The sequence below is a fragment of the Agrococcus sp. ProA11 genome, from assembly GCF_039880525.1.
Classification (GTDB): Bacteria; Actinomycetota; Actinomycetes; order Actinomycetales; family Microbacteriaceae; genus Agrococcus; species Agrococcus chionoecetis.
Window position 1 is genome coordinate 2,123,607 of record NZ_CP156989.1, and the last position, 21,294, is coordinate 2,144,900.

The following is a 21,294-nucleotide window of genomic DNA, read 5'->3' on the forward strand; positions in this document are numbered from 1 at the left end:
CAGGCACAGCAGAAGGAGCAGCAGCATGCGCGACGTATTCCAGCAGGAGCTCGCCGAGGTGCAGGATCGCCTCGTCGACATCGCCAACCACGTGGTCGTCTCGATCGAGTCGGCCGTGCGCGCGTTCGGCGACTCCAACGTGCAGCTCGCCGAGCAGGTGATCGCGACCGACCCCGTCATCGACGACAAGGCGGCGTCGCTCGACGAGCTCGTCATCAACATCATCGCCCGCCAGTCGCCCGTCGCACGCGACCTGCGCATCGTCGTGTCGGCCCTGCGCATCTCGGCGTCGCTCGAGCGCATGGGCGACCTCGCGCGCCACATCGCGCTGCTGGCCAGGTACCGCTTCCCGATGCAGGTCGTGCCGGAGCCGCTGCAGCCGACCTTCGCCGAGATGGGCAGCCAGGACATCGAGATCGCGAAGATGCTGCGCGACCTGCTCGAGACGCAGGACCTCTCGCTCGCGGAGCGCCTGCAGACCGCCGACGACCGCGTCGATGAGCTGCACCGCGAGGTCTTCTCGCACGTGCTCGGCACCCAGTGGCAGGGCGCAGCCCATTCGACGGTCGACGCCACGCTCGCGAGCCGCTACCACGAGCGATTCGCCGACCACGCGGTCGGCATCGCCAAGAAGGTGCAGTACCTCGCCACCGGCGACTGGGTCGGCGCCGACGACGACGGGCCCAGCGATGACGCCCTGGAGCCGGTGCAGCCGATCTCCTAGGCCGAGCGGCGAGGGCCCGCAAGGGCCCGTGCCCTCAGCAGGGCCCGTGCGCTCAGCTCCGGCGGGTCAGTGCTTGCCCTGGCTCGCGACTGCCGCGGCTCCGGCTGCGGCCGCCTCGGGGTCGAGGTACTCCCCCGGCTCCAGCGGCATGTTGTCCTCGCCGAGCTTGTAGACCAGCGGGATGCCCGTAGGGATGTTGAGCTCGGCGATGTCGTCGTCCGAGATGCCGTCGAGGTGCTTGACGAGCGCGCGCAACGAGTTGCCGTGCGCGGTGACGAGCACCGTCTTGCCCGCGTCGAGATCCTTCGTGATGGTCGAGTCCCAGTAGGGCAGGAAGCGATCGATGACGTCCTTGAGGCACTCGGTCTTGGGCAGCTCGCCGTCGATGTCGTCATAGCGCGGGTCGCCGGCCTGCGAGAACTCGTTGTCGTCGGAGATGGGCGGCGGCGGGGTATCGAACGACCGGCGCCAGGTCATGAACAGCTCCTCGCCGTACTGCTCGAGCGTCTCGGCCTTGTTCTTGCCCTGCAGGTCGCCGTAGTGGCGCTCATTGAGACGCCACGAGCGGTGCACGGGGATCCAGGAGCGCTCGGCGGCATCGAGCGCGATGTTCGCGGTCTGGATGGCGCGGCGGAGCAACGACGTGTAGAGCACGTCCGGGAGCAGGTCGCGCTCGCGCAGCAGCTCGCCGCCGCGCTTCGCCTCCGCCTCGCCCTTCGCAGTGAGCCCGACGTCGACCCAACCGGTGAAGAGATTCTTCTCGTTCCAGTCGGACTGGCCGTGGCGGAGCAGGATCAGGGTGCGCTCAGTCATGCCGCAAGCCTAGTCAACGCCCGTCGCGCGCGGGGATGCGCGGCGCGGTCAGGACGCGGGCGGTGCGGCCGGGCGGCGCACGGCGCCCAGCCGCGGCAGGCGCGGCGGGCGGTTCGCGTGGCCCGCGCTCGGCGGCACGAGCAGCTGCTGGCCGGCCGCGACATCCAGGCCCTCCGCGGTGCGCACGACAAGATCCTGGTCGGCGGGCGTCGAGCGGCGCACCACCGCGAGCGCGATCGGGCCGAGCTCGTCGTGGATCGCGACCGACGTCACTGCACCGGCCGCCTGCTCGCCGGCGAGCACGGCGTCACCCGGCGCGACCTGCGCGTTCTGGCTGCCGTCGAGGTGCAGCAGCACGATGCGTCGGGGCGGCGCGCCGAGGTTGTGCACCTTGGCGACCGTCTCTTGGCCGCGGTAGCAGCCCTTGTCGAGGTGCACGGCCGTCGTCAACCAGTCGAGCTCGTGCGGGATGGTGCGGTCGTCGACCTCGGCGAGCGCAGGTCGGCCGGCGGCGATGCGCAGGGCATCCGCAGCCATGGTGCCGACGAATCGGTCGGGCGCGATCGCGGCCGCCTGCGCGAGCGTCAGGATCGACTCCGACCAGTGCAGCGGCTCCCCCGTCGGCTCGCCGTAGCGGATGCCGCCCGGCGAGACCTCCGGCCAGCCGTCCACCCACCGCGGCGCGTCGGCGAGCGCATCCGTCGGCTCGCCCGCAGTGCCAACGACCACGACGTCGGGGCGCTCGATCTCGACCCGCTTCGCGAAGCGCATCCGCGTCAGCCAGGTCTCGAGCGCGTCGGCGGTGTCGGCGTCGACGATCGCCCAGAGCGCATCCCCCGTCCAGTGCAGGCGCAGCGCGTGCTCGATGCGGCCGACGGGCGAGAGCACCAGGGTCTCGGTCGAGGCGCCGGGCGCGAGTCGCCCGAGCGCCTGGCTGGTGATCGAGTCGAGCCAGGGCAGCGTGTCGGGTCCGGTGAGGCGCAGCACCTCGCGAGGCAGCAGCACCAGGCTGCCAGCGCGCAGCCGACGCTGCTCGGCGATCGGATTGCCGACATGCAGCGGCAGGCGGGTGCGCTCGTCGAGCACGGCGTCCGGAATGCCGGCGGCGATCTCGCGGGCGGTCACTGCTCGCTCGCCTCGCTCGGCGTGCGACGCGCGAGACGCGCAGAGGCGTGGCTCTCGAGCCCTTGGCCGAGCGCGGCGAGATCCCAGGCCCAGAGGAGGTGGTTCTCGACCAGCCCGTACATGCGGGTGGAGGCCGTGTGCTCCTTGGCGCTCGCGCCGCGCAGCACCGCGTCCGTCGCCAGGTCGATGCGGGGGCCGGTGATGGTGCCGAGGTAGAGCTCGGCGACTCCCGTCGGGTGCGAGATGAGCGCCTGGAGGTCGAAGGCGCCGTCGGGCCGGCGCAGCCCCTCGACCGCCTCGGCGTCGGGGTAGGCCGGGTGGCCAGCGGGCGGCAGCATCCCCGGGCCCGCGTCGGCGTCATTCGCGGGGCGCGCCAAGCGCCAGAAGCCGCTCTCGGCCGCCAGCGGGGTCAACTCATCATCGAGCTGCCAGGCGTAGGCCTCGTAGACCAGGTATGGATGCCCGTGGTGCGCGAACGAGACGCGCTGACCGAACTCCTGCTCGATCGTGCGCTCGCCCACCGGGAACGACAGCACACCGGTGCCCTCCCACGTGCCGATCAGCCACTGCAGCGGGCCCAGCTCTGCGGGGAGCGTCGGGTCGAGCTCCAGCATCGGCTAGCGCTGCCCCCGGAAGAGGTTGCGGATCACGACGAACGAGACGCCGGTGATCGCGAGCATCGCGAGGCCGAGCAGACCGAGGTAGAAGATCTCGAGGGCGACGATGGGGATGGCATCCATGCCGCGATCCTATCGCGCGCCGATGGGATGCTGCCGTGCCCGCGACACGTCCGCGCCGCTCAGAGCGCGGTGAACGGCACCAGGATCGCGCTCGCCACCGCGAGCACCACCACGGAGCCGAAGATCGCCGCCGCCAGGCGGTCGACGAGGCCGGGCTCGGTCGGGCCGCCGAGCTGGATCGCGAACGCGACCAGCGTGCACGCGCCGAGCACGATCGGGAGCCAGACGATGCCGTCCAGCGGCGTGAGCAGACCGACACCGGTCGCGCCGAGCGCCGCCAGCAGCCACACGGGCCACACGCTGGCCCACTGCCAGGAGCCCGCCTTGCTCGTGCCGCCACCCTCCATGCCGCCCATTGTGGCGCAGATGTGTCGCCATGTGCTCGGAAGGCCGCGGGATGCGAGCCGCAAGCGACACTTCTGCGCACCGAGTGGGGGTGGGGCGGGGGCGGGGTGCGGAGAGGCACGCGGGTCGGAATACGATTGGCGCGGCAGGAGGGCTGGATGGCGCACATCGTGATCTTCACCCGCCGCGACCGGGACGTGCTGGCAAGCTTGCAGCTGCTGGAGCACCGCATCAGCACGGTGCCGGCGTCGGCGGAGGCCGCCGCGCGCGCACCGGAGGGCGACCTGCTCGTCGTGGATGCGGTGGGTGACCTCCCCGCCGCGAAGACCGTCTGCCGCCTGCTGGCAGGCGGCGCCGCGCCCGTGCTGCTGGTGCTGAGCGAGGGCGGCTTCGCCGCGGTGACGCCCGAGTGGGGCGCGAACGACATCGTGCTCGACACGGTGGGGCCTGCGGAGCTGGAGGCGCGCATCCGCCTTGCCCTCGCGGCCGCGCGCGTCGCGGGGCCCATCTCGTCGAGCGGACTGACGATCGACGAGCCCAGCTACCAGGCGACGCTCGACGGCAAACCGGTCGACCTCACCTTCAAGGAGTTCGAGCTGCTGCGCTTCCTCGCCTCGAACCCCGCGCGCGTCTTCACCCGCGAACAGCTGCTCAGCGAGGTGTGGGGCTACGACTACTTCGGCGGTGCCCGCACGGTCGATGTGCACGTGCGACGCCTGCGCGCCAAGCTCGGTGACCTCGAGAGCCTCATCGGCACCGTGCGCGGCGTCGGCTACCGATTCGAACGGGCGGAGCCCTCATGAGCGCAAGCGCAGCGTTCGAGCGCGTCGAGGCGCTGGGGACGGCCTGCCTCGCCGCGGACGGCGTGCCGCCGTTCAACGATCAGGCGCTCGTCGAGCTGCGCCGCGGCGAGCGACGCGCGGTCGGCGACGCGGACGCGCTCGCGGTCGTGAGCGATGCGGAGGGCGAGGTCGAGCTGGCCGTGCATCCGGATCGTCGTGGCCGCGGGCTCGGCACGGCGCTCGTGACCCGGCTGGTCGAGGAGCTCGGCGGCTTCGATGCCTGGGCGCACGGCGACCTGCCCGCGGCGCGCGCGATCGCCGAGCGCTTCGGCATGCAGCGCGTCCGCACGCTGCTGCAGCTGCGCGCGCCCGTGCCGCCCGCGAGCACCGATGACGACCGCCTGCCGGACGGCACTCGGCCCTATGCGCCGAGCGACGCATCCGCGCTGCTGGCGCTGAACGCGGCCGCGTTCGCCGCTCACCCCGAGCAGGGACGGATGTCGCTCACCGATCTGGAGGCGCGCATGGCCGAGCCCTGGCACGACGACGCGAACCTCATCGTGCTGCCGGGCGAGGCGGGCCTCGACGCCTTCACCTGGGTGAAGCCCGACGGGGATCGCGACGTGGCCGAGCTGTACGTGCTCGGCGTCTCCCCCGCGATCCAGGGCGCGGGTCTGGGGCGACGGATGCTCGACGCCACCTTCGTGCGGATGCGCGCGCTGGGCGCGACGGCCGCACACCTCTACGTCGAGGGCGACAACGACGCCGCACTGGCGCTCTACCGGCGCGCGGGCTTCGAGCAGTGGGCGATCGATGTGCGATGGCGGCACGCGCTATCCAGCAGCAGTTGACACAATGAGCACATGAGCGACGGCACCACGACAGCGCCCGGCACCACCGAGGAGCCGCGCATCGAGCGAGCCCCGAAGACGCTCGAGGAGGAGCACACCTTCCACGACGCCAACGAGGCGGACTTCGATCGCGACGACTTCGACGAGGAGCTCGCCTGGTCGGCCGAGATGCAGGGGGTCGCGACCGAGGACGGCCTGCCCGCCGATCGGTTCGTCGATCGCGAGCTCTCATGGCTGGAGTTCAACCAGCGCGTGCTGGAGATGGCGGAGGATCGCAACACCCCCCTGCTGGAGCGCGCGAGCTTCCTGGCGATCTTCGGCTCCAACATGGACGAGTTCTTCATGGTGCGCGTCGCGGGCCTCAAGCGGCGCATCGCCACGGGACTCGCGGTGCCGACCAACGTGGGCACGGCGGCGCAGCAGCTGCTCGACGAGATCGTGCAGCACGCGCACCAGCTGCAGCTGCGGCACGCGAATGCCGCGCAGACCGACTTCATGCCCGAGCTGCGCGCGGCCGGCATCCACGTCGAGCGCTGGGAGGATCTGACCGACACCGAGCGCGAGGAGATGTCGCAGCGCTTCGACGACGAGATCTTCCCGGTGCTGATGCCCCTCGCGGTCGACCCGGCGCATCCGTTCCCCTACATCTCCGGCCTGTCGCTCAACCTCGCGGTGCGCGTGCGCGTGCCGGGCGAGCCCGAGGAGCAGTTCGCCAGGCTCAAGGTGCCCGCGGTGCTGCCGCGCTTCGTCGAGCTCGAGCGCGTCGGCGGCGCGCAGCGCTTCTTGCCGCTCGAGGACCTGATCGCGAACAACCTCGACGAGGTGTTCTCCGGCATGGAGGTCGTCGAGCATCACCTGTTCCGCGTCACGCGGAACGAGGATATGACGATCGACGAGGACGACACCGAGAACCTCATCAAGGCGCTCGAGCACGAGCTCTCGCGGCGCAAGTTCGGGCCGCCGATCCGCCTCGAGGTGTCGGAGGACATCGACGACGACACCCTCGGCCTGCTCGTCGACGAGCTGGGCATCACGCATAACGAGGTCTACAAGCTGCCGGGCCTGCTCGACCTCACCGGGCTGTTCCAGCTCGGCGACCTCGATCGGCCCGACCTGCGCTACACGAAGCGCGTGCCGGTCACCGCCGCCGCGTTCCTGCCGACCGAGAAGGATGAGGCGACCGACTTCTTCCAGTCGATCACGCGCAAGGACGTGCTCGTCCACCACCCCTACGAGTCCTTCGCGACCAGCGTGCAGGCACTGCTCGAGCAGGCCGTCGAGGATCCCGACGTGCTCGCGATCAAGCAGACGCTGTACCGCACCTCCGGCGATTCGCCGGTGGTGGCGGCGCTGATCCGCGCGGCCGCGGCCGGCAAGCAGGTGCTGGCGCTGGTGGAGATCAAGGCGCGCTTCGACGAGCAGGCCAACATCCGCTGGGCGCGGCAGCTGGAGCGGGCCGGCGTGCACGTCGTCTACGGCATGGTCGGGCTCAAGACGCACTGCAAGCTCATGATGATCGTGCGGCGCGAGAACGGTCGCCTGCGGCACTACTGCCACATCGGCACCGGCAACTACAACCCGAAGACGAGCCGCATCTATGAGGACTTCGGCCTGTTCACCGACAACGACCAGGTCGGCCGCGACATCACGCGGCTGTTCAACGAGCTCTCGGGCTACGCGAAGGAGAAGTCGTACCAGCGGCTGCTCGTCGCGCCCAGGCACCTGCGCAAGGGGCTGCTCTCGCGCATCGACCGCGAGACCCGCACGGCGCTCGCCGGCCGCAAGGCGCGCATCCGTCTGAAGATCAACTCGATCGTCGACGAGCAGATCATCGACGCGCTCTACCGCGCCAGCCGCGCGGGCGTCGAGGTGCAGATCTGGGTGCGCGGCATCTGCTCGATCAAGCCGGGCGTGCCGGGGCTGAGCGAGAACATCACGCTGCGCTCGATCGTCGGTCGCTACCTGGAGCATTCGCGGGTGTTCGCCTTCTGGAACGACGGCGACGAGGAGGTCTTCATCGGCTCGGCCGACATGATGCACCGCAACCTCGACCGCCGCGTGGAGACGCTCATCCAGCTCTCCTCCTCCGAGCACCGGCTCGACATCTCGCAGCACTTCGACAAGGCGATGTCGCCGAAAACGGCCTCCTGGTGGGGCGAGCCCGACGGCACCTGGACGCGCCGCTTCACCGCCGAGGACGGCACACTGCTCGACGACCTGCACCGCGACCGCATGATCCAGATCCAGCGCCGGAAGCGGTCGTCGCGGTGACGCCGACGAACCCGGCCAGACCCGTGCTGGCCGCGGGGGCGCTCGTGTGGCGCCTCGTCGACGGCGAGCCGCTCGTGCTGCTTGTCGAGCGCACGCAGCACCGCGACTTCTCGCTGCCGAAGGGCAAGCTCGACCCGGGCGAGACGCTGCCGGAATGCGCGGTGCGCGAGATCGAGGAGGAGACCGGGCTCGCCATCACGCTGGGCGCGCCCCTGCCGCAGAGCGAGTACCGCCTGCCGGACGGCCGCGACAAGGTCGTCTACTACTGGCAGGCCCGCGTCTCGGAGCAGACCGTCGCCGACGCGCGCTTCTCCCCCAACGACGAGATCCTGGCGCTCGAGTGGCTGCCGGTGGCCGAGGCGAAGGCGCGCTGCACCTACCGGCACGACACCGAGGTGATCGAGGTCTTCGAGCAGCGACTCGCCGACGGGCACGCCGAGACCTTCGCGGTCATCGCGCTGCGGCATGCGAAGGCGGCCAACCCCTTCGACTGGGAGGGAGCGGATGCGGAGCGCACGCTCACGTCCCGCGGCGAGAAGCAGGCGAAGCTGATCGCGCCGGGCATCGCGGCCTACGGTCCGGAGCGGATCATGACGTCCGATGCGGTGCGCTGCCAGCAGACCGTGGAACCGCTCAGCCGATTGCTGGGCGTCAAGCCGAAGCCCACGGCGCTCATCAGCCAGGAGTCACCCGAGCATCCGCGCGCCGAGATCGAGCGCCGCGTCGCCAAGGCGGTGCAGCGGCGCCGCGGCACGGTGCTGTGCAGTCACGCCCCGGTCATCCCCGAGATCGTCACCGCGGTGGTGCATGCGGCGGATGGGCTGGAGTCGGAGCGCACGCATCGCGCATCGATGCTGCACACGGCCGAGTTCACCGTGCTGCACGTGAGCGCCGGGGACGTCCCCGCGCTCGTGGCGCTCGAGACGCACGGGGCGCGCGAGCTGTAGCGGCGGCGGCGTCGCGCGGCTGTGCTCCGAATGGAGGACATGCGCCCGGGAGAGGACGATCCGTCCTCCCCTGGGTGCCGAAGGGCCGATCCGTCCTCTCGTGGGAACGGGATGGGCGGCCGGCGGCCGCCATCGGGCGCCGGCGGGATCAGCCGAAGCGGCCGGAGACGTAGTCCTCGGTGGCCTGCACGCTCGGGTTCGAGAAGATCTTGGTCGTCTCGTCGAACTCGATGAGCTTGCCCGGCTTGCCGGTGCCGGCGATGTTGAAGAACGCCGTCTTGTCGCTCACGCGGCTGGCCTGCTGCATGTTGTGGGTCACGATGACGATCGTGTACTCGGTCTTGAGCTCCTCGATGAGGTCCTCGATCGCGAGCGTCGAGATCGGGTCGAGGGCCGAGCAGGGCTCGTCCATCAGCAGCACCTCGGGGCTGACGGCGATCGCGCGGGCGATGCAGAGCCGCTGCTGCTGGCCGCCGGAGAGGCCGGAGCCCGGTACGCCGAGCCGGTCCTTGACCTCGTTCCAGAGGTTGGCGCCGCGCAGCGAGCGCTCCACCAGGTCGTCCTGGTCGCTCTTCGACATCCGCTTGTTGTTGAGCAGCACGCCGGCGAGCACGTTCTCGCGGATGGTCATGGTCGGGAACGGGTTCGGGCGCTGGAAGACCATGCCGATCTGGCGACGCACGTTGACCGGGTCGACGCCGGGACCGTAGAGGTTGGCGCCGTCGAGCAGCACCTCGCCGTCGACCCACGCGCCCGCGATGACCTCGTGCATGCGGTTGATCGAGCGGAGCACCGTCGACTTGCCGCAGCCGGACGGGCCGATGAACGCGGTGACGGCGCGGGGCTCGATGTCGACGGAGACGCCCTCGACAGCCTTGAAGGCGCCGTAGTAGATGTCGAGGTCGTTGATCTCGATGCGCTTGGACATGCTGCGTTACCTTCCAGACTTCGGCGCGAAGAAGTGCGCGATGACGCGCGCGCCGATGTTGAGGATCATGACGATGAGGATGAGGACAAGGGCCGCCGACCACGCGCGGTCGAAGTAGGCCTGCTCCTGCACGCCGGGGCTGACGTACTGGTTGTAGGCGAACACCGGCAGCGTCATCATCCGACCGTCGAAGACGTTGTAGTTCATGTTGGTCGTGAAGCCCGCGATGATGAGCAGCGGGGCGGTCTCGCCGATCACGCGGGCGATCGCGAGCGTGACGCCCGTCACGATGCCCGCGAGCGCCGTGGGCAGCACGACCTTCGCGATCGTCAGCCACTTCGGCACGCCCAGCGCCAGCGACGCCTCGCGCAGGTCGTTCGGCACCAGCTTCAGCATCTCCTCTGTGGACCTGACGACGGTGGGGATCATCAGCAGGCTGAGCGCGACCGCGCCGCCGATGCCGCTGCGCACACCCTCGCCCGCGAACAGCGCGAACAGCGCGTAGGCGAACAGGCCGGCGACGATGGAGGGGATGCCGGTCATGACGTCGACGAAGAAGGTGATCGCCTTCGCCAGCGCCCCCTTGCCGTACTCGACCAGGTAGATGGCCGTGAAGATGCCGACCGGCACCGAGATGATCGCCGCCCAGAGCGTGACGAGCACGGTGCCGACGATCGCGTGCACGACGCCGCCGCCCTCACCGACCACGTTGCGCATCGAGTAGGTGAAGAACTGCAGGTCGAAGCGCGCGACGCCGTTGGCGACCACGGTGACGATGAGCGAGACGAGCGGGATGAGTGCGAGCAGGAAGGCGCCCACGACGATGCCGGTGACGAGCCGATCGGTGGCACGGCGGCCGCCCTCGATCAGCTGGCTGACGACGGTGATGGAGACGAGGTAGAGCACGTAGCCGACGAGTGCGACGACCACGATGCTGAACGCGGAGCCGGCGGCGCCGGCGAGCAGCGCCGCCACCGCGACACCGACCGCGATCGAGGCGCCCAGCAGCGCCCATGGCGCCCAGTTCGAGAGCTGACCGGCGGTGAGCGGGTTCTGCGCCTGGCGCGAGGGGGTGATGGTGCTCATGCTCAGCGACCTCCGTCGACCGTGGTCTTGGCGATGATCACGCGGGAGATGGCGTTCACCAGCAGGGTGATCGCGAACAGCACCAGGCCGGAACCGATCAGCATGTTCACGGTGATGCCGTGCGCCTCGGGGAAGCGGAGCGCGATGTTCGCGGCGATCGTCGAGGGGTTCTGCGAACCGATCAGCGCGAAGGTGACGGCGCCCGACGAGGCGAGCACCATGGCGACCGCCATCGTCTCGCCCAGCGCGCGCCCGAGGCCCAGGATGGAGGAGGCGATGATGCCCGAGCGGCCGTGCGGCAGCACCGCCATCGTGATCATCTCCCAGCGCGTCGCGCCGAGCGCCAGCGCGGCCTCCTCGTTCAAGCGCGGCGTCTGCAGGAAGATCTCGCGGCAGAGGGCGGTGATGATCGGCAGCACCATGACCGCGAGCACGATGGCCGCGGTGAGGATGGTGCGGCCGGTGCCGGAGGCCGGCGGCGAGAACAGCGGGATCCAGCCGAGGTTCTCGGCCAACCAGGCGAAGCCGGGCTGGAAGAACGGAGCCAGCACGACGATGCCCCAGAGGCCGTAGATGACCGAGGGGATGGCGGCGAGCAGGTCGATGACGTAGCCGAGGAACTGCGCGAACCTGCGTGGTGCGAAGTGGGTGATGAACAGGGCGATCGCGACTGCGAGCGGCACCGCCATGATCATGGCCAGGAACGCGGACCAGAGGGTGCCGAAGGTGATGGGCCAGACCCAGGCCCAGAAGTTGGCGCCCTCCGACTCCGGGATCGGTCCGATGATCGCGGGCACGGCCTGCGCGACCAGGAAGATCGCGACGCCGCCGAGCGCGATGAGGATCAGCACGCCAGCGGTCGTGGAGATCGCGCGGAAGACGATGTCGGCGGGCCGATTGGTGACTGCCGAGCGCGGTGCGGCCGGTGCAGCGGTAGTCATGAGGCTCCCTGCGAGGTCGGAGTGCCGGACGAATGCGCCTGTCCGGGGCGATGGTCTCGCCCCGGACAGGCGGTGCAGGCCAGAAGGCGTGCGGGATGCAGATCCAGTATTGCCTACTGAATGGTGTCGACGACCGCGAGGATCTCGGCGCGCAGGTCGTCAGAGATCGGGGCGTTGCCCGCGTTCTCGGCTCCGGCCTGCTGGCCCTCCTCCGAGGCGATGTAGCTCAGGTAGCCCTTCACGAGCTCAGCGGTGTCGGCATCCGTGTACTCGGTGCAGGCGATCGCGTAGGAGATGAGCACGAGCGGGTAGACGCCGGCCTCGGTGGTGGTGCGGTCGAGCTCGACGGCGAGGTCGCCCTCGTGGCGGCCCTCCACGCGCGGCGACGCGTCGACCGCTGCGGCGGCGGCCTCCGCGGTGAACGGCACGTACTCCTCGCCGACCTGCAGCGCGACGGTGCCGAGCCCGCCGGCGCGCGAGGCGTCCGCGTAGCCGATCGTGTTCGTGCCGTTGGTCACAGCGTCGACGACGCCAGAGGTGCCCTGCGCGCCCTCACCGCCGTAGGTGGACGGCCAGGTCTCGAAGACGCCCTCGCTCCAGTCGGACTCCGCGGTGGCGGCCAGGTACTCGGTGAAGTTCTCGGTCGTGCCCGAGTCGTCCGAGCGGTGCACGGCGGTGATGGTGGCATCCGGCAGCGTCGCGTCCGGGTTCTGGTCGGCGATCGCCGGGTCGTTCCAGTTGGTGATCTCGCCGGAGAAGATCTGCGCGATGGTGCTCGCGTCGAGGTTGAGCGTGTCGACGCCCTCGACGTTGAAGATGACGGCGATCGGCGAGATGTAGATCGGCAGGTCGACCGGGAGGCTGTCGGGAGCGCAGGCGCCGAAGGTGCCCTCGAGCTCCTCATCCTTCAGGTACGCGTCCGAGCCGGCGAAGCCGACGCCGCCGGCGATGAACTGCTCGCGGCCGGCGCCGGAGCCTGCGGGGTCGTACGTGATGTTGACGTCCTGGTTCTGGGTCTGGAAGCCAGCGATCCAGGCCTCCTGCGCGGCGCCCATCGACGAGGCGCCCGCCCCTGCCAGGTTGCCCGACAGCTGCGTCTCGCCCGAGGCACCCTCGCCCTCGGGCGCGGTCTCCGTGCCTTCGTTGGCGGCGCAGGAGCTGAGCAGCAGCGCACCTGCTGCGGCGACGACCGCAGCGCGGCCAAGCTTCGTGAACTTCACGGTGTTCCCTCCGGGGTGGTGTGGTGCAGGGCGCTTCCGCCCTGGATCAGGCACGCATCAGCGCGCCGAGGTACACGCTAGGCACCCCGAGTGGCGCGAAGGGCCCCGGCAGGTGAACGGACGGTGAACAGCGCTGCGTGCGCCGCGAACGCGGTACGCCGCCGCGGGGACCGCTGCCGGCAGGAGAGAGCCGGGCCGCGAACGCCTCTCGGCGGATGGCCGCTCGCAGCGGCGAATATTGGAGCCCGGGGTTACGCGGCCCGGCTCAGCCAGCGTAGCGAGCCTCGCTCCGACACGCAGGCCGGTTTGCTCACTGCGAACACGGGAACGATCGCCGCTCCAAGCGGCATCGGATTCGCCGTCAGGAGGTGATATTGATCACCACATCCTCGACTTCGGGGTGGCCGTACGTCGACCGCATCGTCACGCTCACCGGGTCGACGCCCTCTGGTAGCTGCACCGCCGCGACGGCGCCCGTGAAGGCATCGTCGTCGGCGAAGTAGATGTCGTCCTCGGGCGTGATCCCGATCGTGTCCGCGTAGTCGTAGATCTCGCCGTCGGAGCCCTCGACCAGGATGTCGAAGCAATTGGCGAAGCTCACCCCGCCCTCGACGTGCTCGGCGTCGATGATCACCCCGACCACGTATGTGCCCGGTTCGGGCTCGCCCGAGCTCAACGGCGGATTCGAGACCAGCTCGACGACGTCGAACGACCAGATATCGCCGAGTCCGTCATCGACCGTGAACGGCAGGTCGCCCGAGGCAGCCGGCTCGCTGCTCGTGGTCGGCTCCTCGGTGGGCTCCGTAGGCTCCCCCGTCGGCGAAGGCTCGGCGCTCGTGCTGGGCGCAGCAGGCGGCTCGGGGGCGGCCGACGGCAGCGGCGGCGGCGAGAAGCAGCCGGTGAGGGCGAGCGCGCCGACACCGAGGATCAGTGCGGCTGCGGCGGGGCGGCGGGCCTTGAGCATGAGCGTCTCCGATCGATCGGCGACTGCGGGCCGCCACGCTCCGAAGATACGTCTGGAACGCTGGGAACTCCAAGCGTCTTCGCTCAGGCGAGCGAGTCGGCTCGCCACATGCCAGCGCTGACGCGCAGGTCCTCCGCGATGTCCGTCAGCCGGCCCGCCATCAGTGTGCGCGCTCGTGCTCGTTCCGGATGCACCGGCTCATCCTCGTGCGCGACGTGGACGGCACCCGCAGCGGTCACGGTGGCGAACGCGGCCGCGCGGTCGAGCGCCATCGCGAAGTCGCCGGAGAAGACGCCGCGCAGGATCGTCTCTGACAGGGAGCGCAGCTCCGCAGGAGTTGCGGGTGCCGGCACTCCGGCCACGACCGGCGCTGCTGTCTGCAGCGCATCCGCCCCCGCCTGGTAGAGGTGGGAGGTCTCGTCTGCGCGCTGCGTCACGAGCGCGTGCAGCAGGTGCACGCGCCACAGCGTGCCGGGCAGGGTGTGCGGGCGCGCCTGCGACCAGAGCTCGGCCACGATGTCGATGCCATCCTCGCGCGCGACGCGCAGGATGCGCTCGACCACCTCGGGGTCGGCGCCGGAGCGCACACGGGAGAGCAGTGCGTTCGCCGTCTCGCTGGCGAGCTGCAGCCGCACGACCGGGTCGACATCGCCCTCGACTCGTTCGAACCAGTCGTTGGAGAAGCGGGTGGGGCGGTGGAAGTCGTCAGCCATGGGCTGACGATCCTCCCACGGCTGCCCTGCAGTGCGCGTCCAGCGAGCGTCGCCCCTATTCTGGAGTGACGGGCCTGTAGCTCAGTCGGTAGAGCATCGGACTTTTAATCCGCTGGTCGTGGGTTCGAGCCCCACCGGGCCCACCGGTCGCGCGGGCGACGCCGCCTCAGCGCAGCAGCGGGTAGACGCCGTGCTCGTCGTGCACCTCACGACCGGTGACCGGCGGGTTGAAGACGCAGGCGCAGCGGATGTCGGTCTCCGCCCTGACCGTGTGCTTGTCGTGCTCGTCGAGCAGGTACATGGTGCCGGGGCGCAGCGGGTGCTCCTCGCCCGTCTCGCGGTTCACGAGCGTGCCCTCGCCCTGGTAGACGTAGACGCACTCGATGTGGTTGGCGTACCACATCTCGGTCTCGGTGCCCGCGCGCAGCAGGGTGTCGTGGAAGGAGAAGCCGACTTCGTCGTCGGCGAGCACGAAGCGCCGGCTGCGCCAGGTGCCGTGGTCGACGTCGCGGTCGGTGCTGTCGAGCTGGTCGATGTGGATGACCTTCATGGGTGTCCTCTCGTCGTGGTGTCGGGCGTCGCGGTGTCGGGCGCCGTGGTGTCGGGCGCCGTGGTGTCGGGTGCGGAGTCAGCTCACGCCGTCGCGGCGCGCACTGCCTCGTGGAGCAGCGCGATGCCTCGCTGCAGCTCCTCATCGGTGATCGTGAGCGGGGGCATGAGCTTCACGACCTCGTCGTTCGATCCGGAGGTCTCGACCAGCAGCTTGCGGTCGAATGCCGCCGCTGCGACGAGGCCGGCAACGCTGGGGTCCTCGAAGCGGATGCCGCGCAGCATGCCGCGACCGCGCAGGGTGGCGCCGGAGTCGTCCGCGATCCGCTGCAGCCCGGCGTCGAGCGCCTCGGCCTTGGCGCGGACCGCAGCGGCGAAGTCGCCGTCGGCCCAGAAGGTCTCGAGCGCGGCCGTCGCGGTCGCGAACGCGGGAGCGAAGCCGCGGAAGGTGCCGTTGTGCTCGCCCGGCTGCCACACGTCGAGCGCGGGCCGCAGCAGGGTCAGCGCCATCGGCATGCCGTAGCCGGAGAGCGACTTCGACACGCAGATGATGTCGGGCACGATGCCAGCGGCCTCGAAGGAGAAGAACGTGCCGGTGCGGCCGCATCCGGTCTGCACCTCGTCCACGATGAGCAGCACGCCGAAGCGGGCGCACAGGTCGGCGAGCGCGCGCAGCCACTCGGCGCTCGCGACGCGGAGACCGCCCTCACCCTGCACCGTCTCGACGATGACGCCCGCCGGCAGGTCGATGCCGGAGCCGCTGTCGGACCACGCGCGCTCGAGCCACGCCACCGCATCCATGCCCGGCTCCTCGTACGGCGCGGTGACGCCGAACGGCAGCGGCACGCCGGCGGCAGCGCGCTTCTTGGCGTTGCCCGTGACCGCGAGCGAGCCGAGCGTCATGCCGTGGAACGCGTTCGTGAACGACACGATGGTCTGCCGCCCGGTGGCCTTGCGCGCGGTCTTCAGCGCCGCCTCGACCGCATTCGTGCCGGTCGGGCCGGGGAAGAGCACCCGGTGATCGAGGCCGCGCGGCGCGAGGATGTGCTGCTCGAACGCCTCCAGGAACGCGCGCTTCGCGGGCGTGTGGGTGTCGAGCGAGTGCACGACGGCGCCGCTGGCGAGGTAGTCGATCGCCGCCTGCTGCAGCACGGGGTGGTTGTGACCGTAGTTGAGCGCGCCCGCACCGGCGAAGAAGTCGAGGTAGGTCTCGCCCTGCTCGGTGATCTGCTCGGCGCCGGCCGCGGCGGCGAACACCGCGGGCCACGAGCGGGCGTAGGAGCGCACCGCGGATTCGCGGCGCTCGAACACGCTCGTGTCGCTGTCGGCTGCGCCGGTGCTCCGTGCGTCCGGCCGTTCCATCGTGGTGGTCGTGGCGTTGATCATCGGATGGCCTCCTCCATGGCGTTGAGTGCGTCGGTCTCCTCGCGCGGCTCGGCGCGCAGCGGGGCGATGCGGTGCAGCAGCTCGGGCTCCCAGCTGTCGTCGCCCGGGAAGTGCTCGACGTCGAACAGGCCGGTGACGTCGTGCTCGGCGCCGCGGCGCTCGGCGAACGACGAGAACAGTCGCACCGAGGCCTCGTTGGCGCGCGTGATGGTCGTCTCGACCGCTGCCGCACCGGTGCGCTCCGCGAGCGCGTCCAGCATGCGCCCGGCGATCCCGCGACCCCGGTGACGCTCGTCGACGGCGACCTGCCACACCATCAGCGTCGTGGGGCTGTCGGGGCGCCAGTAGCCGGTGATGAAGCCGACGATCTCGTCGTCGACGTCGGCGACGATCGTGGTCGCGTGGAAGTCGCGCGCCCACATCATGTAGGCGTACGGCGCGTTCAGATCGAGTCGCTCGCTGTCTCGCGCGAGCGCCCACAGGGCGGCGCCCTCGTCGAGTCGCGGCGACCGGAGCGAGATGGTGCCGATCATGCTGCGACTCCCGCGACCGTGGCGATCTCGGCCGCATCGAGGCCGAAGGCCCGGTGCAGCACGCGCGTCGCGTGCTCGAGCTGCTCGAGCGGCACGACCACCGACAGCCGGATCTCGCTCTGCGCGATGAGGTGCACCGTGACGCCCTCCTCGCTGAGCGCCTCGAACAGCTGCGCCGACACCTGCGGGCTCGAGCGCATGCCGTTGCCGACGATCGACACCTTGCCGACGTCGTCGGTCAGCGTGAGGGTTGCGAAGCCGAGGCGCTCCTGCTCGCGCTGCAGCGCCTTGGCCGCGCGCGTCGCGTCGTCGCCGGGCAGCGCGAACGAGAAGTCGATCAGGCCGGTGTCGGCGGCGGTGTGCGTCTGCCCCACCATGTCGACGGTGGCGACGGCGCCGGTGATGACGGCGAAGATGGCGGCGGCCGTGCCCGGCACATCCGGCACCCCCACCACGGTCAGCATGGACTGGTCATCGGTGTGCGTGACTCCACTGACGATGGACTGTTCCACGGAGGCCTCCTCGGGTGTTGCGGTGGTCGGATCTGCGATGAGCTCGGGTGCGATGGGGCGGTCGATGACCCAGGTGCCGGCGCCGGCGCCGAAGCTCGAGCGCACGCGCAGCGGCACATCGTGCCGGCGAGCGATCTCCACCGATCGGCGGTGCAGCACCTTGGCGCCGTGCGCGGTCAGCTCGAGCGCCTCCTCGGTCGTCAGCTGCGGCAGGCGCTGGGCGTGCGGCACCACGCGCGGGTCGGCGGTGAACAGGCCGTCGACGTCGGTGCAGATCTCGCAGATGTCGGCGCCGAGCGCCGCCGCGAGCGCGACCGCGGTGGTGTCGGAGCCGCCGCGGCCGAGGGTCGTGACCCCCTGGTCGGCGGACCCGCCCTGGAAGCCAGCGACGATCGGGATGGTGCCCGCGGCGATGGCGGCTTGGATCCTGCCCGGCTGCACCTCCAGGATGCGGGCGTCGCCGAACTCCTCGTCGGTGCGGAGCCCCGCCTGCACGCCCGTGAAGGACGCGGCGTCGTGGCCGAGCTCCTGCAGCGCCATCGCGAGCAGCGACGTCGAGATGCGCTCGCCGGAGGTGAGCAGCATGTCGAGCTCGCGCGCGACGGGCTTGGAGGAGACGCCGAGCGCCAGCTGCATGAGCTCGTCAGTGGTGTCGCCCATCGCCGACACCACGACGGCCACGTCGTGGCCGGCGTCGCGGGTGGCGACGATGCGGCGCGCGACCATCTGCAGTCGGTCGGAATCGGCGACGGATGAGCCGCCGTACTTCTGGACGATCAGGGACATGCATCTCCTCGGTCAGTGAACAGGGGTGCGCCAGTGGCAGTCGCAAGTCGACCGGGCGGCGTGGGCAGCCGGCTTCCGGGACTCAGCGAACAACGACGCTACCGAGATCTCGATAGATCGCAACCGACTCCGGTCCCGAGCGATATCGAAGGGATCGTGCTACACGCGTCTGCGCGCGATGATGGTGAGGTAGCGCAGCACCGAAGATGACGAGTCGGCAACATTTCCGCTGGCAGGCCCGTGTTGGGCGTGTCGCCGAGCGTCCCCCACACCTTCGGCGCGGGCGACGCGGCGAGAGGAGCGAGCATGGAGAAGATCGATCTCAAGCGTTCCCTGGACTGCTATCGGGCGAAGCCGGGCGAGTTCCGCGTCGTCGACGTGCCACCGCTGCAGTACCTGATGATCGATGGCCGCGGCGACCCGAACACGGCGCCCGCGTTCACGCGCGCTGTCGAGGCCCTCTACCCGCTCGCCTACGCGCTGAAGTTCGCGAGCAGGCGCGAGCTCGGCCGCGAGTACGTGGTGATGCCGCTCGAGGGGCTGTGGTCGGCGTCACACATGGAGGCGTTCACGACCGCGCGGGACAAGCGGCAGTGGGAGTGGACGCTGCTGATGCTGGTTCCGGACTGGGTCGACGACGAGCTCGCCGCGCATGCCGCGGAGTCGGTGCGCGCGAAGGGGGCTCCCGCGCGCCTCGCCGATATCCGGCTCGAGCGGCTCGAGGAGGGCACATGCGTGCAGACCCTGCACGTGGGATCGTTCGACGATGAGGGCCCTGTGCTCGCCGAGCTCCACGATCGCTACCTCCCAGACCATGGCCTGCGCGAGACCGGCCGACACCACGAGATCTACCTGAGCGACGCCCGACGCGTGGCGCCTGCGAAGCACCGCACGATCCTGCGACAGCCGGTGGCGCCAGCCGCCTGAGGCTTCAGGCGCGGCTGGCAAGCGGCCAGGGCATCAGAATCCGACGGGGTCGATGCCCCAGTGGCCCGCCCACGTCTCCCCCGGCTCCAGCCACACGAGGCCGGTCCCGGAGTTCAGCGCGTTCGCGGGTGCGCTCATGGGCTCGACCGCCACCGCGTGCTTCGCGCCGCCGCCCTGCGCCGGGAAGCTGCGCGGGGTGAAGACCACCGAGAAGGGGAAGGACGAGTCCTGCCAGAGGGCAACTCCCCTGCCGGTGCTGTCGAGCAGCGTCGCGGTGGCTACGCCACCCACGAACTCGAGCCCGGAGTAGTTGTGGTCGATGTCGAGCTCCGACAGCCGCCTGCCGCCACGCAGATCCGGCGCCGTCGCATCCATCGCATCCACGAGCGTCTCCTCGGTGGGGATGAGGTCCTCGGCGTTGAAGACGCGGGCGGCAGGCACGGTCAGGGTGAGCTCGTCGGCAGGGGTCGCACCGACGGCGAGGTACGGATGCGCGCCGCACGCCCACGGCGCGCGCTCCGTGCCGACGTTCGTCGCCTCCTGCTTGACCAGCAGCCCGTCCTCCGTGAGCTCGTACTCCACCCGGGTGTCGAGCAGGAAGGGGAAGCCCGACTGCGGGTGGATGGTGGCCTGCAGCACGACGGACGTCTCGGTGTGCTCGAGCACCCGGTAGGGCGAGAAGCGCAGCAGCCCGTGGCTCGCGTTGCCCTTGTCGCGCTCGGTGATCGCGAGGCGCTGCGTGGCGCCCTCGTGCTGCCAGTCGCCGCCCGCGACGCGGCCGCCCCATGGCGCGAGCACGATGCCCTGCGCCTTCGCGGGCCTCGCGTCCTCGGCGAAGGGCTCGACCAGGTCGACGCCGTCATAGACGAGCTCACGCAACCCTGCTGCGACCTCGGTGATCGTGGCGCGCAGCGGCTTGCCGTCGACGGTGGTGGAGAGGGAGAACTGCTGACCGGTCGGTGGGCGCATGCGCCGAGCCTACTGACGCGTGCGCGCCCGCGGTGCCCCCGCTGGGACTCGAACCCAGACTGCGCGGATTTTAAGTCCGCCGCCTCTGCCGATTGGGCTACGGGGGCCGGGCGATCGCCCGCCCCTACGCTACGCCGAGCGCGCCACGACCGCGTGCCGATCCGGTCGCGGCGAGAGCCGCAGCTCCGGTCGCGGGTCGCGCCTGAGCGCCTGCCCAGGGTTGGCTCAGGCGGCCGAAACGATAGACCTGTCGACGCTCACACCGCGTACCGTCAGTACGACGGGCTGCACACATCCACCCGCGCCGAGCCGAGATGGAGCCCCGCCGAATGACCGACGCACCCGCGCTGGCGATCACGGGCGCCACGGGCGCGATCGGTCGGCTCACCGCTGAGGAGCTCGCTCGCGGCGGGTTGCCGCTGCGCCTGCTGGTGCGGTCGCTGGATCGTGCGCCGCAGCTCTCCGGCGGGGTCGTTGTGCAGACCGCCTACGACGACCCTCACGCGCGCGCCGCGCTCGAGGGCGTGACGACGCTGCTGATGGTCTCCGCCGGCGATGTCGGCGGGTGGCTGCAGCGGCAGCTCGCGTTCGTCGCCGCTGCCGCCGACGCCGGTGTCGAGCACATCGTCTACACCTCGTTCCAGGGCGCGTCGCCCGACATGACCTTCAGCTACGGGCGCCAGCACTTCGCCACCGAGGAGGCGATCCGCGCGTCCGGCATGGCGTGGACGATGCTGCGCGACAACTTCTACCTGGACTTCCTGGCGCTGCTGCCGGATGCCGACGGTGTGATCCGCGGTCCCGGCGGCGACGGCCGGATCGCGGCGGTCGCGAAGCTCGACGTCGCGCGCTGCGCGGCCGCCGTGCTGCGGGACCCTGCCGCGCATGCCGGCCGCGCGTACGAGATCACGGGCCCCGAGGCGCTCTCCTTCGCAGACGTCGCCGCAACGCTCAGCAAGGCCACCGGCTTCGACATCCGATACGTGGACGAGCCGATCGAGGAGGCGCGCCGCTCGCGGGCGCACTTCGGCGCCCCCGAGTGGCAGCTCGAGGGGTGGATCACCACCTTCACCGCGATCGCTCGTGGTGAGCACGCGCACGTCAGCCAGGACGTCGAGCTGCTCACCGGCCGCGCGCCCCTCAGCCTGCGCGACCTCGTGAGCCACTAGCGCCGCGCTGCGG

The 21,294-nt window shown here is 70.7% G+C and carries 23 protein-coding genes and 2 tRNA genes; 8 read left to right on the forward strand and 17 right to left on the reverse strand.

Translation table 11 applies throughout. The annotated features are described in order from the left end of the window. Window positions 1–25: 25 nt before the first annotated feature. Window positions 26–724, forward strand: coding sequence for a phosphate signaling complex protein PhoU (phoU, locus tag ABG090_RS10155; protein WP_347754364.1), 699 nt, complete (start codon window positions 26–28; stop codon window positions 722–724). A gap of 66 nt (window positions 725–790) precedes the next feature. On the opposite strand, the gene ABG090_RS10160 is transcribed toward phoU, so the two are convergent. Genes ABG090_RS10160 through ABG090_RS10180 form a run of 5 tightly spaced genes read right to left on the reverse strand, consistent with a single transcriptional unit; the run spans window position 791 to window position 3,749 of the window. Further along, window positions 791–1,537: a phosphoglyceromutase gene (locus ABG090_RS10160; protein ID WP_347754365.1), complete on the reverse strand. Its 747-nt coding sequence runs from the start codon at window positions 1,535–1,537 to the stop codon at window positions 791–793. A 48-nt stretch (window positions 1,538–1,585) separates the two neighbouring features. Then, complete coding sequence (locus ABG090_RS10165; RefSeq protein WP_347754366.1) at window positions 1,586–2,662, reverse strand: folate-binding protein; 1,077 nt, start codon at window positions 2,660–2,662, stop codon at window positions 1,586–1,588. After that, complete coding sequence (locus tag ABG090_RS10170; protein ID WP_347754367.1) at window positions 2,659–3,276, reverse strand: FABP family protein; 618 nt, start codon at window positions 3,274–3,276, stop codon at window positions 2,659–2,661. Before ABG090_RS10170 ends, ABG090_RS10165 begins: the two co-directional genes overlap by 4 nt. 3 nt (window positions 3,277–3,279) lie before the next feature. Beyond that, entirely contained in the window at window positions 3,280–3,402 is a 123-nt protein-coding gene (locus tag ABG090_RS10175) for a hypothetical protein (RefSeq protein WP_347754368.1), read from the reverse strand. Between the two features lie 59 nt (window positions 3,403–3,461). Next, a complete protein-coding gene (locus ABG090_RS10180; protein ID WP_347754369.1) occupies window positions 3,462–3,749 on the reverse strand; it encodes a hypothetical protein in 288 nt (95 codons plus the stop codon). Between the two features lie 156 nt (window positions 3,750–3,905). Between ABG090_RS10180 and ABG090_RS10185 the strand changes: the two genes are divergently transcribed. Genes ABG090_RS10185 through ABG090_RS10200 form a run of 4 tightly spaced genes read left to right on the forward strand, consistent with a single transcriptional unit; the run spans window position 3,906 to window position 8,598 of the window. Continuing rightward, on the forward strand, window positions 3,906–4,550 hold the full coding sequence (locus tag ABG090_RS10185; RefSeq protein ID WP_347754370.1) for a winged helix-turn-helix domain-containing protein: 645 nt from the start codon (window positions 3,906–3,908) through the stop codon (window positions 4,548–4,550). Continuing rightward, the gene (mshD, locus tag ABG090_RS10190; RefSeq protein ID WP_347754371.1) at window positions 4,547–5,380 is read left to right on the forward strand and encodes a mycothiol synthase; all 834 of its coding nucleotides are present in this window, start codon (window positions 4,547–4,549) and stop codon (window positions 5,378–5,380) included. Before ABG090_RS10185 ends, mshD begins: the two co-directional genes overlap by 4 nt. 12 nt (window positions 5,381–5,392) lie before the next feature. Continuing rightward, on the forward strand, window positions 5,393–7,651 hold the full coding sequence (locus ABG090_RS10195; RefSeq protein ID WP_347754372.1) for an RNA degradosome polyphosphate kinase: 2,259 nt from the start codon (window positions 5,393–5,395) through the stop codon (window positions 7,649–7,651). Next, window positions 7,648–8,598 carry an NUDIX hydrolase gene (locus tag ABG090_RS10200; protein WP_347754373.1) on the forward strand — a complete coding sequence of 317 codons (951 nt, stop codon included), beginning with the start codon at window positions 7,648–7,650 and terminating at the stop codon, window positions 8,596–8,598. Before ABG090_RS10195 ends, ABG090_RS10200 begins: the two co-directional genes overlap by 4 nt. Before the next feature lie 148 nt (window positions 8,599–8,746). Here ABG090_RS10200 and pstB read toward each other — a convergent pair whose 3' ends face one another. From pstB to ABG090_RS10230, 6 genes are all read right to left on the reverse strand, one after another. Then, window positions 8,747–9,526, reverse strand: a complete 780-nt coding sequence (gene pstB, locus ABG090_RS10205) for a phosphate ABC transporter ATP-binding protein PstB (RefSeq protein WP_347754374.1) — start codon at window positions 9,524–9,526, stop codon at window positions 8,747–8,749. Between the two features lie 6 nt (window positions 9,527–9,532). Continuing rightward, window positions 9,533–10,612 carry a phosphate ABC transporter permease PstA gene (pstA, locus tag ABG090_RS10210; protein WP_347754375.1) on the reverse strand — a complete coding sequence of 360 codons (1,080 nt, stop codon included), beginning with the start codon at window positions 10,610–10,612 and terminating at the stop codon, window positions 9,533–9,535. Between the two features lie 2 nt (window positions 10,613–10,614). After that, window positions 10,615–11,553, reverse strand: a complete 939-nt coding sequence (gene pstC / locus ABG090_RS10215) for a phosphate ABC transporter permease subunit PstC (protein WP_347754376.1) — start codon at window positions 11,551–11,553, stop codon at window positions 10,615–10,617. A 113-nt stretch (window positions 11,554–11,666) separates the two neighbouring features. Beyond that, window positions 11,667–12,773, reverse strand: coding sequence for a phosphate ABC transporter substrate-binding protein PstS (locus ABG090_RS10220; protein WP_347754377.1), 1,107 nt, complete (start codon window positions 12,771–12,773; stop codon window positions 11,667–11,669). A 361-nt stretch (window positions 12,774–13,134) separates the two neighbouring features. Further along, the gene (locus ABG090_RS10225) at window positions 13,135–13,737 is read right to left on the reverse strand and encodes a hypothetical protein (RefSeq protein ID WP_347754378.1); all 603 of its coding nucleotides are present in this window, start codon (window positions 13,735–13,737) and stop codon (window positions 13,135–13,137) included. A gap of 83 nt (window positions 13,738–13,820) precedes the next feature. Further along, entirely contained in the window at window positions 13,821–14,450 is a 630-nt protein-coding gene (locus tag ABG090_RS10230; protein WP_347754379.1) for a DNA-directed RNA polymerase subunit beta, read from the reverse strand. A 70-nt stretch (window positions 14,451–14,520) separates the two neighbouring features. Here ABG090_RS10230 and ABG090_RS10235 point away from each other — a divergent pair. Further along, a tRNA-Lys gene (locus tag ABG090_RS10235) sits at window positions 14,521–14,593 on the forward strand. 23 nt (window positions 14,594–14,616) lie between these two features. Here the strand turns inward: ABG090_RS10235 and ABG090_RS10240 are convergent. From ABG090_RS10240 to ABG090_RS10255, 4 genes are all read right to left on the reverse strand, one after another. Further along, window positions 14,617–15,000 carry an ectoine synthase gene (locus tag ABG090_RS10240; protein ID WP_347754380.1) on the reverse strand — a complete coding sequence of 128 codons (384 nt, stop codon included), beginning with the start codon at window positions 14,998–15,000 and terminating at the stop codon, window positions 14,617–14,619. Window positions 15,001–15,083: 83 nt separating this feature from the next. Beyond that, window positions 15,084–16,361 carry a diaminobutyrate--2-oxoglutarate transaminase gene (ectB, locus tag ABG090_RS10245; protein WP_347757590.1) on the reverse strand — a complete coding sequence of 426 codons (1,278 nt, stop codon included), beginning with the start codon at window positions 16,359–16,361 and terminating at the stop codon, window positions 15,084–15,086. A 20-nt stretch (window positions 16,362–16,381) separates the two neighbouring features. After that, complete coding sequence (gene ectA / locus ABG090_RS10250) at window positions 16,382–16,918, reverse strand: diaminobutyrate acetyltransferase (RefSeq protein ID WP_347754381.1); 537 nt, start codon at window positions 16,916–16,918, stop codon at window positions 16,382–16,384. Then, on the reverse strand, window positions 16,915–18,216 hold the full coding sequence (locus ABG090_RS10255) for an aspartate kinase (protein ID WP_347754382.1): 1,302 nt from the start codon (window positions 18,214–18,216) through the stop codon (window positions 16,915–16,917). Before ABG090_RS10255 ends, ectA begins: the two co-directional genes overlap by 4 nt. Before the next feature lie 306 nt (window positions 18,217–18,522). Here ABG090_RS10255 and ABG090_RS10260 point away from each other — a divergent pair, with 306 nt between their 5' ends. After that, window positions 18,523–19,143, forward strand: coding sequence for a GyrI-like domain-containing protein (locus ABG090_RS10260; RefSeq protein ID WP_347754383.1), 621 nt, complete (start codon window positions 18,523–18,525; stop codon window positions 19,141–19,143). 33 nt (window positions 19,144–19,176) lie between these two features. Here ABG090_RS10260 and ABG090_RS10265 read toward each other — a convergent pair whose 3' ends face one another. Both ABG090_RS10265 and ABG090_RS10270 read right to left on the reverse strand, forming a co-directional pair. Further along, window positions 19,177–20,112, reverse strand: a complete 936-nt coding sequence (locus ABG090_RS10265) for an aldose 1-epimerase family protein (RefSeq protein ID WP_347754384.1) — start codon at window positions 20,110–20,112, stop codon at window positions 19,177–19,179. Between the two features lie 33 nt (window positions 20,113–20,145). Beyond that, window positions 20,146–20,219, reverse strand: a tRNA-Leu gene (locus ABG090_RS10270). A 222-nt stretch (window positions 20,220–20,441) separates the two neighbouring features. Here ABG090_RS10270 and ABG090_RS10275 point away from each other — a divergent pair. Further along, the gene (locus ABG090_RS10275) at window positions 20,442–21,281 is read left to right on the forward strand and encodes an SDR family oxidoreductase (RefSeq protein WP_347754385.1); all 840 of its coding nucleotides are present in this window, start codon (window positions 20,442–20,444) and stop codon (window positions 21,279–21,281) included. The last annotated feature ends 13 nt before the right edge of the window (window positions 21,282–21,294 follow it).

Excerpts from the sequence above, each read along its gene's own strand:
- ABG090_RS10160 (WP_347754365.1), bottom strand. The coding sequence starts at position 1,537 with ATGACTGAGCGCACCCTGATCCTGCTCCGCCACGGCCAGTCCGACTGG.
- pstB (WP_347754374.1), bottom strand. The coding sequence starts at position 9,526 with ATGTCCAAGCGCATCGAGATCAACGACCTCGACATCTACTACGGCGCC.
- ABG090_RS10185 (WP_347754370.1), top strand. The coding sequence starts at position 3,906 with ATGGCGCACATCGTGATCTTCACCCGCCGCGACCGGGACGTGCTGGCA.
- ABG090_RS10225 (WP_347754378.1), bottom strand. The coding sequence starts at position 13,737 with ATGCTCAAGGCCCGCCGCCCCGCCGCAGCCGCACTGATCCTCGGTGTC.
- phoU (WP_347754364.1), top strand. The coding sequence starts at position 26 with ATGCGCGACGTATTCCAGCAGGAGCTCGCCGAGGTGCAGGATCGCCTC.
- mshD (WP_347754371.1), top strand. The coding sequence starts at position 4,547 with ATGAGCGCAAGCGCAGCGTTCGAGCGCGTCGAGGCGCTGGGGACGGCC.
- ABG090_RS10180 (WP_347754369.1), bottom strand. The coding sequence starts at position 3,749 with ATGGAGGGTGGCGGCACGAGCAAGGCGGGCTCCTGGCAGTGGGCCAGC.
- ABG090_RS10255 (WP_347754382.1), bottom strand. The coding sequence starts at position 18,216 with ATGTCCCTGATCGTCCAGAAGTACGGCGGCTCATCCGTCGCCGATTCC.
- ABG090_RS10170 (WP_347754367.1), bottom strand. The coding sequence starts at position 3,276 with ATGCTGGAGCTCGACCCGACGCTCCCCGCAGAGCTGGGCCCGCTGCAG.
- ABG090_RS10265 (WP_347754384.1), bottom strand. The coding sequence starts at position 20,112 with ATGCGCCCACCGACCGGTCAGCAGTTCTCCCTCTCCACCACCGTCGAC.
- ABG090_RS10260 (WP_347754383.1), top strand. The coding sequence starts at position 18,523 with ATGGAGAAGATCGATCTCAAGCGTTCCCTGGACTGCTATCGGGCGAAG.
- ectB (WP_347757590.1), bottom strand. The coding sequence starts at position 16,361 with ATGGAACGGCCGGACGCACGGAGCACCGGCGCAGCCGACAGCGACACG.
- ABG090_RS10230 (WP_347754379.1), bottom strand. The coding sequence starts at position 14,450 with ATGGCTGACGACTTCCACCGCCCCACCCGCTTCTCCAACGACTGGTTC.
- pstA (WP_347754375.1), bottom strand. The coding sequence starts at position 10,612 with ATGAGCACCATCACCCCCTCGCGCCAGGCGCAGAACCCGCTCACCGCC.
- ectA (WP_347754381.1), bottom strand. The coding sequence starts at position 16,918 with ATGATCGGCACCATCTCGCTCCGGTCGCCGCGACTCGACGAGGGCGCC.
- ABG090_RS10275 (WP_347754385.1), top strand. The coding sequence starts at position 20,442 with ATGACCGACGCACCCGCGCTGGCGATCACGGGCGCCACGGGCGCGATC.
- ABG090_RS10175 (WP_347754368.1), bottom strand. The coding sequence starts at position 3,402 with ATGGATGCCATCCCCATCGTCGCCCTCGAGATCTTCTACCTCGGTCTG.
- pstC (WP_347754376.1), bottom strand. The coding sequence starts at position 11,553 with ATGACTACCGCTGCACCGGCCGCACCGCGCTCGGCAGTCACCAATCGG.
- ABG090_RS10195 (WP_347754372.1), top strand. The coding sequence starts at position 5,393 with ATGAGCGACGGCACCACGACAGCGCCCGGCACCACCGAGGAGCCGCGC.
- ABG090_RS10240 (WP_347754380.1), bottom strand. The coding sequence starts at position 15,000 with ATGAAGGTCATCCACATCGACCAGCTCGACAGCACCGACCGCGACGTC.